14 protein-coding genes are annotated in these 13384 nt (G+C 68.1%); 12 read left to right on the plus strand and 2 right to left on the minus strand.

The window, feature by feature from the left end:
- The first annotated feature begins 1 nt into the window (after position 1).
- The 3 genes from HAV18_RS08985 to HAV18_RS08995 are packed head-to-tail and all read left to right on the plus strand — an operon-like array spanning position 2 to position 2727.
- Positions 2-1108, plus strand: coding sequence for a PhnD/SsuA/transferrin family substrate-binding protein (locus HAV18_RS08985; RefSeq protein WP_166954842.1), 1107 nt, complete (start codon positions 2-4; stop codon positions 1106-1108).
- The gene (locus HAV18_RS08990) at positions 1108-1923 is read left to right on the plus strand and encodes an ABC transporter permease (protein ID WP_166954844.1); all 816 of its coding nucleotides are present in this window, start codon (positions 1108-1110) and stop codon (positions 1921-1923) included. Before HAV18_RS08985 ends, HAV18_RS08990 begins: the two co-directional genes overlap by 1 nt.
- 15 nt (positions 1924-1938) lie before the next feature.
- The gene (locus tag HAV18_RS08995; RefSeq protein ID WP_166954846.1) at positions 1939-2727 is read left to right on the plus strand and encodes an ABC transporter permease; all 789 of its coding nucleotides are present in this window, start codon (positions 1939-1941) and stop codon (positions 2725-2727) included.
- Here the strand turns inward: HAV18_RS08995 and HAV18_RS09000 are convergent.
- Positions 2718-3845 (minus strand): sigma-54-dependent Fis family transcriptional regulator, encoded by a 1128-nt coding sequence (locus HAV18_RS09000; protein ID WP_166954848.1) that lies wholly within the window; start codon positions 3843-3845, stop codon positions 2718-2720. The two genes, HAV18_RS08995 and HAV18_RS09000, sit on opposite strands and share 10 nt — an antisense overlap.
- 130 nt (positions 3846-3975) lie before the next feature.
- On the minus strand, positions 3976-4656 hold the full coding sequence (locus tag HAV18_RS09005; protein ID WP_166954850.1) for a class II aldolase/adducin family protein: 681 nt from the start codon (positions 4654-4656) through the stop codon (positions 3976-3978).
- A 393-nt stretch (positions 4657-5049) separates the two neighbouring features.
- Between HAV18_RS09005 and HAV18_RS09010 the strand changes: the two genes are divergently transcribed.
- The 9 genes from HAV18_RS09010 (at position 5050) to HAV18_RS09050 (ending at position 13364) form a co-directional block, all read left to right on the plus strand.
- Positions 5050-6333 carry a lipase family protein gene (locus HAV18_RS09010; RefSeq protein WP_166954852.1) on the plus strand — a complete coding sequence of 428 codons (1284 nt, stop codon included), beginning with the start codon at positions 5050-5052 and terminating at the stop codon, positions 6331-6333.
- Positions 6334-6475: 142 nt separating this feature from the next.
- The gene (groES, locus tag HAV18_RS09015; protein ID WP_048248265.1) at positions 6476-6766 is read left to right on the plus strand and encodes a co-chaperone GroES; all 291 of its coding nucleotides are present in this window, start codon (positions 6476-6478) and stop codon (positions 6764-6766) included.
- Between the two features lie 12 nt (positions 6767-6778).
- Entirely contained in the window at positions 6779-8419 is a 1641-nt protein-coding gene (groL, locus tag HAV18_RS09020) for a chaperonin GroEL (protein WP_166954854.1), read from the plus strand.
- Positions 8420-8621: 202 nt separating this feature from the next.
- On the plus strand, positions 8622-9236 hold the full coding sequence (locus HAV18_RS09025) for a LysE family translocator (protein ID WP_166954856.1): 615 nt from the start codon (positions 8622-8624) through the stop codon (positions 9234-9236).
- Positions 9237-9282: 46 nt separating this feature from the next.
- Positions 9283-10575, plus strand: coding sequence for a hypothetical protein (locus HAV18_RS09030; RefSeq protein WP_166954858.1), 1293 nt, complete (start codon positions 9283-9285; stop codon positions 10573-10575).
- Positions 10576-11119: 544 nt separating this feature from the next.
- Positions 11120-11491, plus strand: coding sequence for a DUF6697 family protein (locus tag HAV18_RS09035; RefSeq protein WP_166954859.1), 372 nt, complete (start codon positions 11120-11122; stop codon positions 11489-11491).
- A 58-nt stretch (positions 11492-11549) separates the two neighbouring features.
- Positions 11550-11768 (plus strand): hypothetical protein, encoded by a 219-nt coding sequence (locus HAV18_RS09040; protein ID WP_208101886.1) that lies wholly within the window; start codon positions 11550-11552, stop codon positions 11766-11768.
- A gap of 132 nt (positions 11769-11900) precedes the next feature.
- Positions 11901-12422, plus strand: a complete 522-nt coding sequence (locus tag HAV18_RS09045; protein WP_166954861.1) for a PTS sugar transporter subunit IIA — start codon at positions 11901-11903, stop codon at positions 12420-12422.
- 48 nt (positions 12423-12470) lie between these two features.
- On the plus strand, positions 12471-13364 hold the full coding sequence (locus tag HAV18_RS09050) for an acetylglutamate kinase (RefSeq protein WP_166954863.1): 894 nt from the start codon (positions 12471-12473) through the stop codon (positions 13362-13364).
- The last annotated feature ends 20 nt before the right edge of the window (positions 13365-13384 follow it).

Raw genomic sequence — 13384 nt, forward strand, 5'->3', positions numbered from 1 at the left:
CATGAAACACACGCTCTCCCTCGCCTCGCTGCGCCGCCCGCTGCGTGCGCTGTTCGCCGCGCTGCCGTTTGCCGCGGCAGCGCTCGCCGCACCGGCCGCGCACGCGGACGATGCGCCCAAGGTGGTGCGAATCGCCGTCGTCGCGTATTCGAGCGGCGGCAAGACGCAATACGCGGGCGCATCCGCGCTGATCGACGCCGACAAGTCGCTCGAGAAAGCGCTCGCCGCGCGGCACGTGACGCTGCAATGGGTGCCCGTATCGACCGCGGCGGTCGGCACGCTCGTCAACGAGGCGTTCACGAACGGCAGCATCGACTTCGCGGGCTACGGCGACCTGCCGTCGGTCGTCGTCAACGCGTCGGGCACGCATACGCGCCTGATCGTGCCGGGCGGGGTCGGCAGCAACACGTATCTCGTCGTGCCGGCCGGCTCGACCGCGAAGTCGATCGTCGACCTGAAAGGCAAGCGCATCGCGCTCAATCGCGGCCGGCCATGGGAAGTCACGTTCAGCAAGCTGCTCGCGGAGAACGGGCTGAAGCTGTCCGACTTCAGGATCTACAACCTCGATCCGCAGGCCGGTGCAGCGGCCGTCGCGGCCGGCCGGGTCGACGGCTTCTTCACGCTGTCCGACGCGTATTCGCTCGTCGACAAGCACGTCGGCAAGATCATCTGGTCGACCAAGACCGCGCCCGACGACTGGAAGATGCGCGCGGAACTGTGGGCGTCCGACGATTTCGTGCGGCGCTACCCCGACATCACGCAGCTCGTCGCGACGGCCTACGTGCGTGCCGCGCACTGGATCTCGCAGCCGCAGAACCGCGACGCGTACGTGAAGATCCTGAGCGCGTCCGGCCAGCCGGAAAGCGTCGTGCGCCGCGAATACGCGGACGAGGCGACGCCGTGGAAAGAGCAATGGACGCCGCTCTTCACGCCCGCGCTGACCGGTCACTATCGCGACGTCGTCGCGTATAGCCGCCAGGCCGGCCTGACGTCCACGCCGGTCGACGTGAATGCGCTGCTCGCGCCGACGTTCGTCGCGACCGCGCTCAAGCAGCTCGGGCTCGACGGCTACTGGCGCGCCGATGCGGCGCGCGTCGCGAGCCGCTGATGCCGATGCACGCCCTCGCATCGAACGGCGCCCGCGCGGTTCGCCTGCCCGGCGTGGCCCGCTTCGGCGGGCTGGCGCTGTGGTGGGCCACGCCCGTCGCGTTCGTCACGCTGTGGTGGCTCGCGAGCGCGCAGCGCTGGTTCCCGCCGCAGCTCGTCGTGCCGCCCGAACGGCTCGCGGCGACGCTGCGCACCCTGCTCGACACCGGCGAACTGCGCGACAACCTGCTGATCACGCTGCATCGCCTCGCGCTCGGGTTCGCGATCGGCGCGACGGGCGGGGCCGCGTTCGGCATCCTGCTGGCGCGCGGCCGGCTGTTCTCCGACTACCTGCGGCCGACCTTCGACCTGCTGCGGCAGGTACCGACGCTCACGCTGATTCCGCTGCTGATCCTGCTGATCGGCGTCGATGAGCCGCTGAAGCTCGTCGTCGTCGGCAAGGCCGTGTTCTTCCCGGTCGCGCTGGCCGCGTACACGGGCGTCCATGACGCGCCGCGCGATCTCGTCGAGATGGCGCGCCACTACGGGCTCGGCCGCTTCGCGCTGCTGCGCGACGTGCTGCTGCCGGCCGCGTTGCCGCCGCTGCTGACCGGCGTGCGGATCGCGCTCGCGCGCGCGTGGCTCGCGCTCGTCGCGGTCGAGCTGCTCAGCGCCGACAGCGGGATCGGACAGATGATGGAACTCGCGCGGCAGATGCTGCGGCTCGACGTGGTGCTCATCGACGTCGCGGTGATCGGGCTGATCGGCTTCGCGATCGACTGGTCGATCGCGCTCGTGCAACGCTACGCATTGCGCTGGCAGACGCCCGCGCGCTGAACGGACAGGTTTCGAATGACCCTCGCTACGCGCCCCCTCTCGTTCGCCGCGCTGCGCCGCCGCGCACGCGGCCTCGTCGTGCCGGCCCTGTTGCTGGCCGCATGGCAATACGCATCCTCCGGCGACGCGGCCCATCAATACGCGTTCGTGCCGTTGCAGCAGGTCGGCGCCGCACTCGTCGAACTCGCCCGCAGCGGCGAACTCGCCACCGATCTCGGCGCGAGCCTGCGCCGCACGACACTCGGCCTGGCGGCGGGCGTCGTGTTCGGGCTTGTGTTCGGCGCGGCGATGGCACGCTCGACACTCGCGCGCAAGCTCGGCGAGCCGGCGTTCCAGGCACTGCGCTACGTGCCGCTGCTCGGGTTGATTCCGCTGCTGAGTTTGTGGGCCGGTACCGGCGAATTCGCGAAGGTGCTCATCATCGCGCTCGCCGCGTTCTACCCGATGACCACCGCGAGCTTCGACGGGCTGCGCCGCGTCGATCCGCGCTATGTCGAACTCGCGCAGTCGTATCGCCTGACGCGCATCGGCCTGTGGCGCGACGTGCTGATTCCCGGCGCGCTGCCCGACCTGTTCGCGGGCGTGCTGCAAGCCGTGCCGTTCGCCTGGATCACGGCGACCAGCAGCGAGCTGCTGTTCAACGCGGGTGCGGGTGTCGGCAGCCTGATGCAGAACGCGCAGGCCGGCGCACGCGCCGACGTGTTGCTGGTGTGCGTGCTGGGGGTGACGGCGCTCGCCGTCGGCATGAGTGCGCTATGCGAGCGGATCGCGCAGCGCGCGCTGCGCTGGCGCGATCACGCCTGACGGCGCAGCCGCGCGTCGGCGTCGCCCCCGTCACCCGCGTCGCGCGGCTTCAGGATGCCGAGCTGCGCGAGCCGCGCGCGCACGATGTTGCGCGACTGGTCGAGCAGGCGCGACATGCGCAGCTGGTTGTGCTCGCTGTAGTCGAACACGCTGCGGTAGACGGTGTCCTCGATGTGCTGCCAGAGCGCCGGCGTGCCGAGATCCAGCAGCTCGATCACCGCATGGCGCAGCGCATCGGTCGCCTCGGCCACGTCGCGCGCCCGGCGCGGCGGGGCCGCCGCCGAGGCGCGCGGGTCGCCGGCCTCGGGCGCGAGCGACAGCGCGGAGAACTGCAGGTCGCCCACATCGATCGCGCCACCCGCGCAGATCAGCACCGCGTGGTGGATCACGTTCTCGAGTTCACGGATATTGCCGGGCCACGCGTGCGCATGCAGCCGTGCGCGCGCGGCGTCCGTGAGCGTCGGCGCGGCGACGCGCAGCCGCTTCGCATAGGTGTCGACGAAGTGCTCGATCAGCGGCGCGATGTCGCCGGGCCGCTCGCGCAGCGGCAACAGGCTCAGCTTCACGACGTTGAGCCGGTAATAAAGATCCTCGCGGAAATTGCCCGCGCGCACCGCAGCCTCGAGATTCACGTTGGTCGCCGCGACGAGCCGTACGTCGATCTTCACGGTCTTGCGCGAGCCGACCGGCGTCACTTCACGCTCCTGCAGCACGCGCAGCAGCTTGACCTGCGCGGACAGCGGCAGGTCGCCCACTTCATCCAGAAACAGCGTGCCGCGATTCGCGGATTCGAACCAGCCGGGCTGGCTGTTGATCGCGCCGGTAAACGCGCCGCGTTCGTGGCCGAACAGCTCGCTTTCGATCAGCGTCTCGGAGAACGCACCGCAGTTGACCGCAACGAACGGGCCGTCGTGGCGCTCGCTCAGCGAATGCACGAGGCGCGCGATCAGCTCCTTGCCGGTACCGCTCTCGCCGGTGACGAGCACGGTCGCGTCGCTTGGCGCGACGAGCTGGATGCGCTCGAGCAGTACGCGCGACTTGGGATCGTCGAACGTCAGCGCCTTCGCACGGATCGTGATCGCATGCGAAGTCGGGTCCGGCAAACTGAAGATGGCCATGGCACGACCGGCGTGTTGAACGGGGAAGGTTCGACGATAGCAAGACGCGCGCCGGCCACGAACCAATTCATCGAGCTATCGGTATGACGACGGCCGGATTGCGCCGGCCGCCGCGCGAAGTCACCCGAGGTCACGCGAGACCGGTCATCTTCCATTGCTGCTCGAGCGCGCCCGGCCCGAACTCGAGCGAGCCGCCGAGCGGCTCCGCGAGCGCCTGGAAATACGCGGCTTCCTCGAGGATCAAGATGTACTTCGACACGTCGAGGATCGAGGTGCCCCAGAAGGTCGCGCCGCCATTCGCCTCGATGATCGCCGGTACTTCGGGGTCGCGGCGGATCGTGTCGACGATGAAACGCGGCTCGCCGGGACGGCGATCGACATACACCGGAATCTCGCGGGCGCGCGTGTAGCGCGCGGCCGGCGCATAGCGGATCGGCAGCGGGCGATGCGCGCTCGCCCATGCGCCGAGGTACGGGCCGTGCACGTGGATCACGACGCCGACGTCCGGCACCTCGCGGAACACGTCCGCATAGCGTGGCCCGTTGCCGCCCGCGCGCGCGTCGCCATGCAGCACGTCGCCGTCGAACGTCACGACCACCGGCTGGATCTCCTGCGACGCGGCCCACGGGCTCGGCGCCGACAGCGCGACGACGAGCTCGGTGCCCGGCACGCGCTGAAACGCCTGGAACGTGTTGGTCGCGGACAGCGTGCGCGTGTCCTTCAGCACGCGCGCGGCCTGCGTGAACTCGCGCGTGGCGCGCTCGACGAATGCCACGAGTTCGCCGCTGTCGATGGTTGAGGTGACGGACATGAGAACGGTTTCCTTGATCGGGTGGACAGAGGGGATCGCGTCGCGACGCCGCGACGCACGCCGACCGGATCAGCAGCAATCGTGCCAGCCGCGCACGCACGCATCGAACGCCCGCGCCACGGTGCGTGCGCACCGGGCACGCCGCACGCGGCACGAGCCATGCACATGCTGCTGTTGCGGGAGCAACAGCCCGCCGGCCCGGATTGCTGCGCGACGCACAGCCCGTGCCTGCATGCGGCACACGCCGTACGACGCAGCGGCCCGTCGCACCGCCCCGTCGCACCGCGCGCCGCACACGCAACAGCTGCGCTGGTTCGAAACTTGCGTCGTGATCGGCCCGCGCCGTGCAATGTCCGGCGCATCCGATCCGATCTCATCGACCTCCATCCGACCATGATGCTCTTCCCCCCGCGCGGCTGCGCCGCGCGCACGCTGCTGGCTTCCGCACTCGCCGTATCGTCGTTCCTTTCACACGCGGCTTCGCCCGGCCGCGTTCCCGCACCCGACCCGCTGCAAGGCGACGGCCGCGTGTCCGCGTTCTACACGTGGGACCGCGACATTCCGGCGACGCCCGGCGTGCTGCTGCGCACCGAGCCGCTACCCGCGACGCTTGGCCTCGCGAGCGCCGGGCGCCAGTTGCGCATCCTCTATGCGTCCACCGACGGTGTCGGCGGCCACACGCCGATCGCCGTGTCGGGTGCGCTGTTCGTGCCGCGCGGCACGCCGCCCGCCGGCGGCTGGCCGATCGTCGCGTGGGCGCACGGCACGTTCGGGATGGCCGATATCTGCGCGCCGTCGTGGTTCGGCCGCTCGTATCGCGACGTGCGTTACCTGAACGCGTGGCTTCAGCAGGGGTTCGCGGTCGTCGCGACCGACTATCAGGGGCTCGGCACGCCGGGCCCGAATCCGCAGCTCAACAACCGCTCGAACAGCTACACGCTGCTCGACAGCGTGCGCGCGGTGCTCGGCGGCGTGCCGGGCCTCGCGAACGAGGTCGTGCTCGTCGGCCAGTCGCAAGGCGGCTCGGCCGTATTCGCGGCGGCCGGCTACGCTCCCGCCTATGCGCCCGACCTCGCGATCCGCGCGACCGTCGCCACCGGGACGATCTACAACGCATCGCCCGCCACGCTCGCGTCGCTGCCGAAGTTCGACAGCGCGTACCGGCGCGATCCCGAGCGCGTCGACCCGACGCTCGCGTACCAGTTCTACTCGGTGCTGTCCGCGCAGCAGATCGACCCGTCGCTGCGTGCGGACGAAGTGCTGACCGACCAGGCGCTGCCGATCCTCGAACAGGCGCGCATCAGTTGCCTCGCGTCGCTCGAGGACGATGCTGCGCTCGCGCACCTCACGCACGCGAACACCGTGAAGCCCGGCGGCGATGCACGGTTGAAGGCATGGTGGGACACGTACCTGACGTACCCGACGCTGAAGATCGCCACGCCCGTCTTCATCGGCGCGGGCGCGGACGACGGGCTCGCGCCGCTCGAACTCGCGCTCGCGAAGGATGCATGCGCGGCCGGCACGACGGTCGAAGCGCACCTGTACGCGGGCCGCGAACACAACGGCACCGTGAACGCGTCGCTCGCCGATTCGATCCCGTTCGTGAAGCGCGTGCTCGCCGGCGAGACGATCCGCCCGGTCTGCACGCCCGCCGCGCAGCAAGCCGCGTCGCAGTAGCGCGCGCCACGCGCTTTGCACGACGGCACGAATGCATTTCCGAATCCGTTATTGGATCGCGCCGCCGCGCATTTTTATACTCGTCAGCACTCTCTTCCAAAGAGTGCCAGCCAATTTCGACAGATCAGCACAGGACGAACAAATGAGCCTACGCCCCTTGCACGACCGCGTGATCGTGAAGCGACTCGACCAAGAAACCACCACCGCGTCGGGCATCGTGATCCCCGACAGCGCCGCGGAAAAGCCCGACCAGGGTGAAGTGATCGCCGTCGGCCCCGGCCGCAAGGATGCGGACGGCCAGCGCATCGTGCTCGACCTGCAGGTCGGCGAGCGCGTGCTGTTCGGCAAGTACGCGGGCCAGGCAGTCAAGGTGGACGGCAACGAGTTTCTCGTGCTGCGCGAGGAAGACATCGTCGCAGTCGTCAATCAATAACGGAGCGCAATCATGGCAGCGAAGGAAATCATTTTCAGCGACGTCGCACGGGCGAAGCTGACGGAAGGCGTGAACATTCTCGCGAACGCAGTGAAGGTCACGCTCGGGCCGAAGGGCCGCAACGTCGTGCTCGAACGCAGCTTCGGCGCACCGGTCGTCACGAAGGACGGCGTGTCGGTCGCGAAGGAAATCGAACTCGCGGACAAGCTGCAGAACATCGGCGCGCAGCTCGTGAAGGAAGTCGCGTCGCGCACCAGCGATGCGGCCGGCGACGGCACCACGACGGCCACCGTGCTCGCGCAGGCGATCGTCCGCGAAGGCCAGAAGTACGTCGCGGCCGGGCTCAATCCGCTCGACCTGAAGCGCGGCATCGACAAGGCCGTCGCCGCGGCCGTCGAAGAGCTGAAGAAGATCAGCCGGCCGACCACCACGAGCAAGGAAATCGCGCAGGTCGCGACGATCTCCGCAAACGGCGAGGAGTCGATCGGCCAGCGCATCGCGGAAGCGATCGACCGCGTCGGCAAGGAAGGCGTGATTACCGTCGAGGACGGCAAGTCGCTCGCGGACGAGCTCGATGTCGTCGAGGGGCTGCAGTTCGATCGCGGCTACCTGTCGCCGTACTTCATCAACAATCCCGACAAGCAGATCGCCGAGATCGAAAGCCCGTACATCCTGCTGCACGACAAGAAGATCTCGAACATCCGCGACCTGCTGCCGGTGCTCGAACAGGTCGCGAAGTCGGGCCGCCCGCTGCTGATCATCGCGGAAGACGTCGAAGGCGAAGCGCTCGCGACGCTGGTCGTCAACAACATCCGCGGGATCCTGAAGACGGTGGCCGTGAAGGCGCCGGGCTTCGGCGACCGCCGCAAGGCACTGCTCGAAGACATCGCGATCCTGACCGGCGGGCAGGTGATCGCCGAGGAAACGGGCCTGACGCTCGAAAAGGCGACGCTGGCTGAACTCGGCCAGGCGAAGCGCATCGAGGTCGGCAAGGAAAACACGACCGTGATCGACGGCGCGGGCGATGCGAAGAACATCGAGGCGCGCGTGAAGCAGATCCGCGTGCAGATCGAGGAAGCAACGTCGGACTACGACCGCGAGAAACTGCAGGAACGCGTCGCGAAGCTCGCGGGCGGTGTGGCGGTCATCAAGGTCGGCGGTGCCACCGAGATCGAAGTGAAGGAAAAGAAGGACCGCGTCGACGACGCGCTGCACGCCACGCGTGCGGCCGTCGAGGAAGGCATCGTGCCGGGCGGCGGCGTCGCGCTGATCCGCGTGCGGCAGGCGATCCGAGAACTGCAGGGCGTGAACGCCGACCAGAACGCGGGCATCAAGATCGTGCTGCGCGCGCTCGAGGAACCGCTGCGCCAGATCGTCGCGAACGCAGGTGAGGAAGCGAGCGTCGTCGTCGCGAAGGTGGCCGAAGGCTCGGGCAACTTCGGGTACAACGCGCAGACGGGCGAATACGGCGACCTCGTCGAGTCGGGCGTGCTCGACCCGACCAAGGTCACGCGCACGGCACTGCAGAACGCGGCGTCGGTCGCGGGGCTGCTGCTGACGACCGATGCAACCGTGTTCGAAGCGCCGAAGGATGCGGCACCGGCGGCAGCGCCCGGCGGCCCGGGCGCGGGCGGGCCCGGGTTCGATTTCTGACGGCGTGTCGCGTGTGCCGGTTCGCCGGCATGCGCGGCGGGCGTGCACGGCCCCGTGCATGCACTGCAAGACGCAGGCAACGCGTGGCGACGAAAGTCGTCACGCGTTTTTTGCATGGGATCGGCGAAACCCGGCAGCGTGCCGGCTTGCCGGCACGCTCGGGTAAGATGAACGCCCGTCTCGCCGCCCTACCGTCCGCGCCATGTCGACCACCATCAACACCTTGCTGCCGCTCGCCGGCGTCCTTTTGCTGAGCGTCGCCAGCCCCGGCCCGAACTTCGTGATCGTGACGTCCACCGCGGTCGCGTCACGCCACGCCGGCGTGATGACCGGCCTTGGCCTGTCTGCCGCGTCCGGCACCTGGGCGGCCATCGCGATCGCCGGGCTCAGCCTGCTGGTCACGCATGTCGCATGGGTGCACACGGCGTTGCGACTGGCGGGCGCCGCCTACCTGATCTGGCTCGGCCTGAAAATGATCCTGACCGCGCGCAAGCCGTTGCCCGCCGCCGCACCGGCCGCCGCGTCCGACTGGCACGCCGCGAAAAAGGGCTACGTCGTCAGCATGACGAATCCGAAATCGGTCGCGTTCTACGGGAGCATCTTCGCGCTGATGGTGCCGGCCCATGCGCCGGCATGGCTCGATCTTGCGGTCGTCGCGCTGTCGGTTGCGATATCGGCCGCGTGGTACTGCACAATGGCGCTGCTTGCATCGCACCCGTCGGTGCGTGCGCTGCTGGTGCGTCGCAAGGCCGTGCTCGATACCGCGGCCGGTCTGCTGCTGATGGGCGTTGGCGGGCGGATGCTCGCCGGGCGTTGATCCACCCGGCTTCCGCTCACTCGTCGAACCTTCACCGCTCCCCGCCATGCCGACTGCACAAACCATTCTCGACGACTACGAACGCCTCGGCTGGACCGGTAACGATCCGATGTCGCAGATGCTGGCACTTCGACGCGACAATCCGGCCGCGCTCGCGGACCTCGTGATCGCATCGTTCGATAGGGTGTTGCCGCATGCAACGTTCCTCGATGCCGCACTCGACCTGATGGACGACATCGCTTTCGCGAAGATTGCGGCCGAAGCGTGGCAAGACGTCCGCAACGGCGCATGGAACGAGCGGCTCGCGAGCGTGTTGTCGAGCGTGGTGATGCAGACGCCGCAGGTATTTTCCGATCACTGGGACGTGTTCCTCGACGTCGCCACCACGAAGCGGTCGCCGCGCGTGTACTACGAGGAAAACGCGTGGCGGATGCTCGATCCGGCGACGGTCGAAGCATGGCGTGGCCGGCTTGCGGACGCCCCCTCCCGCGACGACGCGGCGCACGAACGCGCCATCGCACTGCTGCATTCTCGACATCCGGCAGCCATTCGCGACGCCGCAGCCCGGTTGTTTCCGGACGATCCCGATAAATGCGCCAACTGGCTCATGTCAGCCGGCTATGCGCAGGAACACGACACGTTGCGCGCGTTGCATGGCGAGTTGCCGCTGCATATCGACTTCGGCGTGACACTGCGCGCGCCGAGACTCCGCGAGATGCCGAAGTGGAAACGCGAGATTCACGCGCATCATCCAACCTGGCATGCCGGCGAGGCGCATCGATCGGGCGCGCGCTTCGGCGGCGTGTCGACGCATCGATGCGGCCTGTGTCACGAGCCGCTGCATCGGTTGTTGCGGCTGCCGCACCCCGTTGAAGCAGGCATCGACAGCACGACGCCCTTGTCGTTCGACACCTGCCTGTCGTGCGTCGGCTGGGAGAGCGACGGCCCGCTGTTCCACCGGCACGACGATGCGGGTAACGCGTGTGCGCACCCGTCCCAGCAACGCGACAGCGCGATCCAGCCGGAGTATCCGGCCGCCGCATTCGTGGAGGCAGACGTTGCCCTCTTCGCCGCACCGGCACGCTGGACGCGGCAGGACTGGGGCGAATCGAACGACCGACAGAACCTGAGCCGTGTCGGCGGCGCGCCGTCGTGGGTGCAGTCGGCGTGGTATCCCGACTGTCCGGATTGCGGCCGCAAGATGTCATTCGTCATGCAGCTCGATTCCAACCTCCCGCAAACGGACGGCGGCGAATGGCTGTGGGGCAGCGGCGGCGCGAACTACACGTTCTGGTGTGCGCCGTGCCGCACCAGCGCGCACCTCTGGCAGTGCACGTAGCCCTTAGCCCTTAGCCCTTAGCCCTTAGCACGTAGCACGTAGCACGTAGCACGTAGCACGTAGCACGCAGCACGCAGCACGCAGCACGCAGCACGCAGCACGCAGCACGCAGCATCGTCCCGCACCGACCGCGCAACCTTTACGACCTTTTTACTTGCAGCCGCGCGTGCGTTCACTAGAATGTGTTCGCAATCCATCACCGAGTACGCACCATGCGCATCCGAAGTCCTCGCCCTCCGAGTTGCTTTTCTGCCTGACAGGCAGGACGCCTGCGTCTCTCTTTTCCCGAGCCACCGTCCTGCCAGCAGGCGGACGGTGCGCGTCGTAGTCCTTCCCGTGCACGCTTGAACACGACGTCGATGCGTTAGCCGCGCATCGCGCAATGCGAGCGTGTTCGCGCGGAAATTCCCGTATCACGACGCGCCATCGATCCGCCGCCGCGGCAACGATCGATTGGCATGCCTGCGTCCCGCATGCCGATCTCATCCAGTTTATTTGCATACCTGATTTAACAAACGGAAGTTCCCGATACCGGAGCCCGATCATGTTCGAGATCGACAAGCAGTACACCCGCGAATTCATCCACACCGCGTGCGGCGGCAGCAAGCAGGCGTTCCTGCCGACGAAGAACGGCAAGGTCGTGGCCGCCTGCCTGCGCACGGACCTCAACCCGCACGCGCCCGACGTGATCCTCTGCGACGGTAGCGCATCCGCGCGGGCGGCCGGCAGGACGCTCGCCGCGCAACGCGATGCGATTCCGGTGTTCATCCGCATGGCAACCGACGCGTACCGCTTCGTCGGCCAGTACGTCGTCAGCGAATCGCTCACCGCACCGCTCGACTGCGCACCATTCGTGCGCAACAGCGGCTTCACGTCCGGGCAGATCTCGCGCGTGCTCAAGCTCAAGCGCTGCTGACCCGCTTGGCGGGCGCCTCGCGCGCCTCGTCCCGGTCATCTTTCATACAGGAGCAATCATGCTTGGCCTGACGTTCTGGAAACACGTGATCGGTGCGCGGACCGATGCAATCCGCGATGACAGGTCGGCTGCACACGACCGGCACCGACGGGTGTCGAGGACGCTCGTGCTGGCCAGCGCCGCGGTGGCGTTCGCGGCGATCGCGTTCGGCGCGCCGGTCGTCGGCATTTCGGTGTTTCTGCTGACGACGCTGCCGTTCGTGCTGTCGGGCACCTGATGCTGTGCGTACCGGGCCCGGTTCCATCGGCGATCGATACACAATTTTAATACCGGGCCCCCGCGTATCTGACACCGTCTTTACGCGGTTTTGTCTAGGATTTCCCTGTCATCCCGACACGGAGAGATCCGCATGCAAACGCAGCAGGCCGCCGCTGGCGGCCAACCCGACCTTCCCTACCGACGCGGCGGTGCACCGTTCGCGGCACGGCTGGCCGACGCCTGCCCGCCGGACAACATCCTGCTCGACGTGCCCGTCGAAAGCGCGATCCAGTTGTTCGACCTCGTCGCGCGATACATCGAGCGCGGCAGTGGTGTATCCGCGGAACGGATCAGGACCGAACTGACGAAGCGCGAGCAACTCGGCTCGACCGGCCTCGGCCAGGGCGTCGCGATTCCGCATGCGCGTGTCGACGGCCTCCGCTCGGCCGTCGCGTTGTTCGTTCGCACGCAGTATCCGTTCATCTTCAACGCGCCGGACCGCAAGCCCGTGCGCGAATTCATCGTGCTGGTCCTGCCGAAAGAGGACGATCGCGCGCACCTCGAACTGCTCGCCGACGCGGCGCGGTGCTTCAGTGACCGCCCGTTCCGGCAGGCATCGCGCGACGCGCTGACGCCGGCCGAGATTCACCAGTTGATGCAACGCACGCATTGATGCCGCACCGTGCGGCAACAGACACTCCCTTCATCCATTCGGACTCCCATGTTCCCAGACCCTGAAAGTCCCACTCAGACGTCACGGCGCGTAGCCGGCCTGGCGCGCTCGCTGCCGTTCATGCAGGCCCTGCACGGGCAGACCGTCGTCATCGTCGATGGCGGCGCCGCTGGCGATGTGCGCGCCCGTCAGGCATTCGCGCAGGATGTCGCGCTGCTCGCACTCACCGGCGTTCGACCGATCGTCGTCCAGGGTGGTCCGGCCGCGTCCGGTACGCAATCGATCCACGCCGTGCACGCGGCGATGGCGGGCGTCAATCATGAACTGGTGCGCCTGATCGGCAGTCACGGCGCCAAGGCGATCGGCATCGACGGTCACGATGGCGGCCTGCTGGTGGCAAGCGCGGATTCCGACCGCACCGACACGGGCACGGTCACCCGGTTCGACGGCACCGCGCTGAACGCGTTTCTCGAAAACGGACTGGTGCCCGTCGTGATGCCGGTCGCTCCGGACGACGCAGGCCACGATCACCTGCTGCGCGCGGAGCGGCTCGGCAGCCTCTTCGCGCAGCGCACGGGCGCCGTGACGCTGGTGATGATGGTCGAAAGCGCGCTGCTGCGCGAACTCGGCGAGCTCGCCGGCCTCTACGGCATCACGGAACTCGAGCAATGGCTCGCCGAGCATCCGGCCGCCACCGCGGCGCCCTGCGTGCGGGACGCGCTCGATGCGCTCGCGCACGGCGTGCAGAACGTCCATCTCGCCGATATCGGGCAACCCGAATCGCTGATCGACGAACTGCTGACGGAGGAAGGATCGGGGGTCGTGTTCTGCCGTCGCGGCAACACCGACCTGCTGTCGGAAACCCGCCGCTACTTCGCGGATTCGGCCAGCGTGCTGCGTGACGGCTTCAGCGTCGAGCAGAAACAGGTGGTGCGTTTCTGACCGGGTAGCAGGAAAGCGCT

Origin of the sequence: Burkholderia sp. D-99 (assembly GCF_011605345.1) — a bacterium.
Lineage (GTDB): Bacteria > Pseudomonadota > Gammaproteobacteria > Burkholderiales > Burkholderiaceae > Burkholderia.

Bases quoted from the DNA above. Each gene is read 5' to 3' on its own strand.
- HAV18_RS08985 (WP_166954842.1), top strand. From the start codon at position 2: ATGAAACACACGCTCTCCCTCGCCTCGCTGCGCCGCCCGCTGCGTGCG.
- HAV18_RS08990 (WP_166954844.1), top strand. From the start codon at position 1,108: ATGCCGATGCACGCCCTCGCATCGAACGGCGCCCGCGCGGTTCGCCTG.
- HAV18_RS08995 (WP_166954846.1), top strand. From the start codon at position 1,939: ATGACCCTCGCTACGCGCCCCCTCTCGTTCGCCGCGCTGCGCCGCCGC.
- HAV18_RS09000 (WP_166954848.1), bottom strand. From the start codon at position 3,845: ATGGCCATCTTCAGTTTGCCGGACCCGACTTCGCATGCGATCACGATC.
- HAV18_RS09005 (WP_166954850.1), bottom strand. From the start codon at position 4,656: ATGTCCGTCACCTCAACCATCGACAGCGGCGAACTCGTGGCATTCGTC.
- HAV18_RS09010 (WP_166954852.1), top strand. From the start codon at position 5,050: ATGATGCTCTTCCCCCCGCGCGGCTGCGCCGCGCGCACGCTGCTGGCT.
- groES (WP_048248265.1), top strand. From the start codon at position 6,476: ATGAGCCTACGCCCCTTGCACGACCGCGTGATCGTGAAGCGACTCGAC.
- groL (WP_166954854.1), top strand. From the start codon at position 6,779: ATGGCAGCGAAGGAAATCATTTTCAGCGACGTCGCACGGGCGAAGCTG.
- HAV18_RS09025 (WP_166954856.1), top strand. From the start codon at position 8,622: ATGTCGACCACCATCAACACCTTGCTGCCGCTCGCCGGCGTCCTTTTG.
- HAV18_RS09030 (WP_166954858.1), top strand. From the start codon at position 9,283: ATGCCGACTGCACAAACCATTCTCGACGACTACGAACGCCTCGGCTGG.
- HAV18_RS09035 (WP_166954859.1), top strand. From the start codon at position 11,120: ATGTTCGAGATCGACAAGCAGTACACCCGCGAATTCATCCACACCGCG.
- HAV18_RS09040 (WP_208101886.1), top strand. From the start codon at position 11,550: ATGCTTGGCCTGACGTTCTGGAAACACGTGATCGGTGCGCGGACCGAT.
- HAV18_RS09045 (WP_166954861.1), top strand. From the start codon at position 11,901: ATGCAAACGCAGCAGGCCGCCGCTGGCGGCCAACCCGACCTTCCCTAC.
- HAV18_RS09050 (WP_166954863.1), top strand. From the start codon at position 12,471: ATGTTCCCAGACCCTGAAAGTCCCACTCAGACGTCACGGCGCGTAGCC.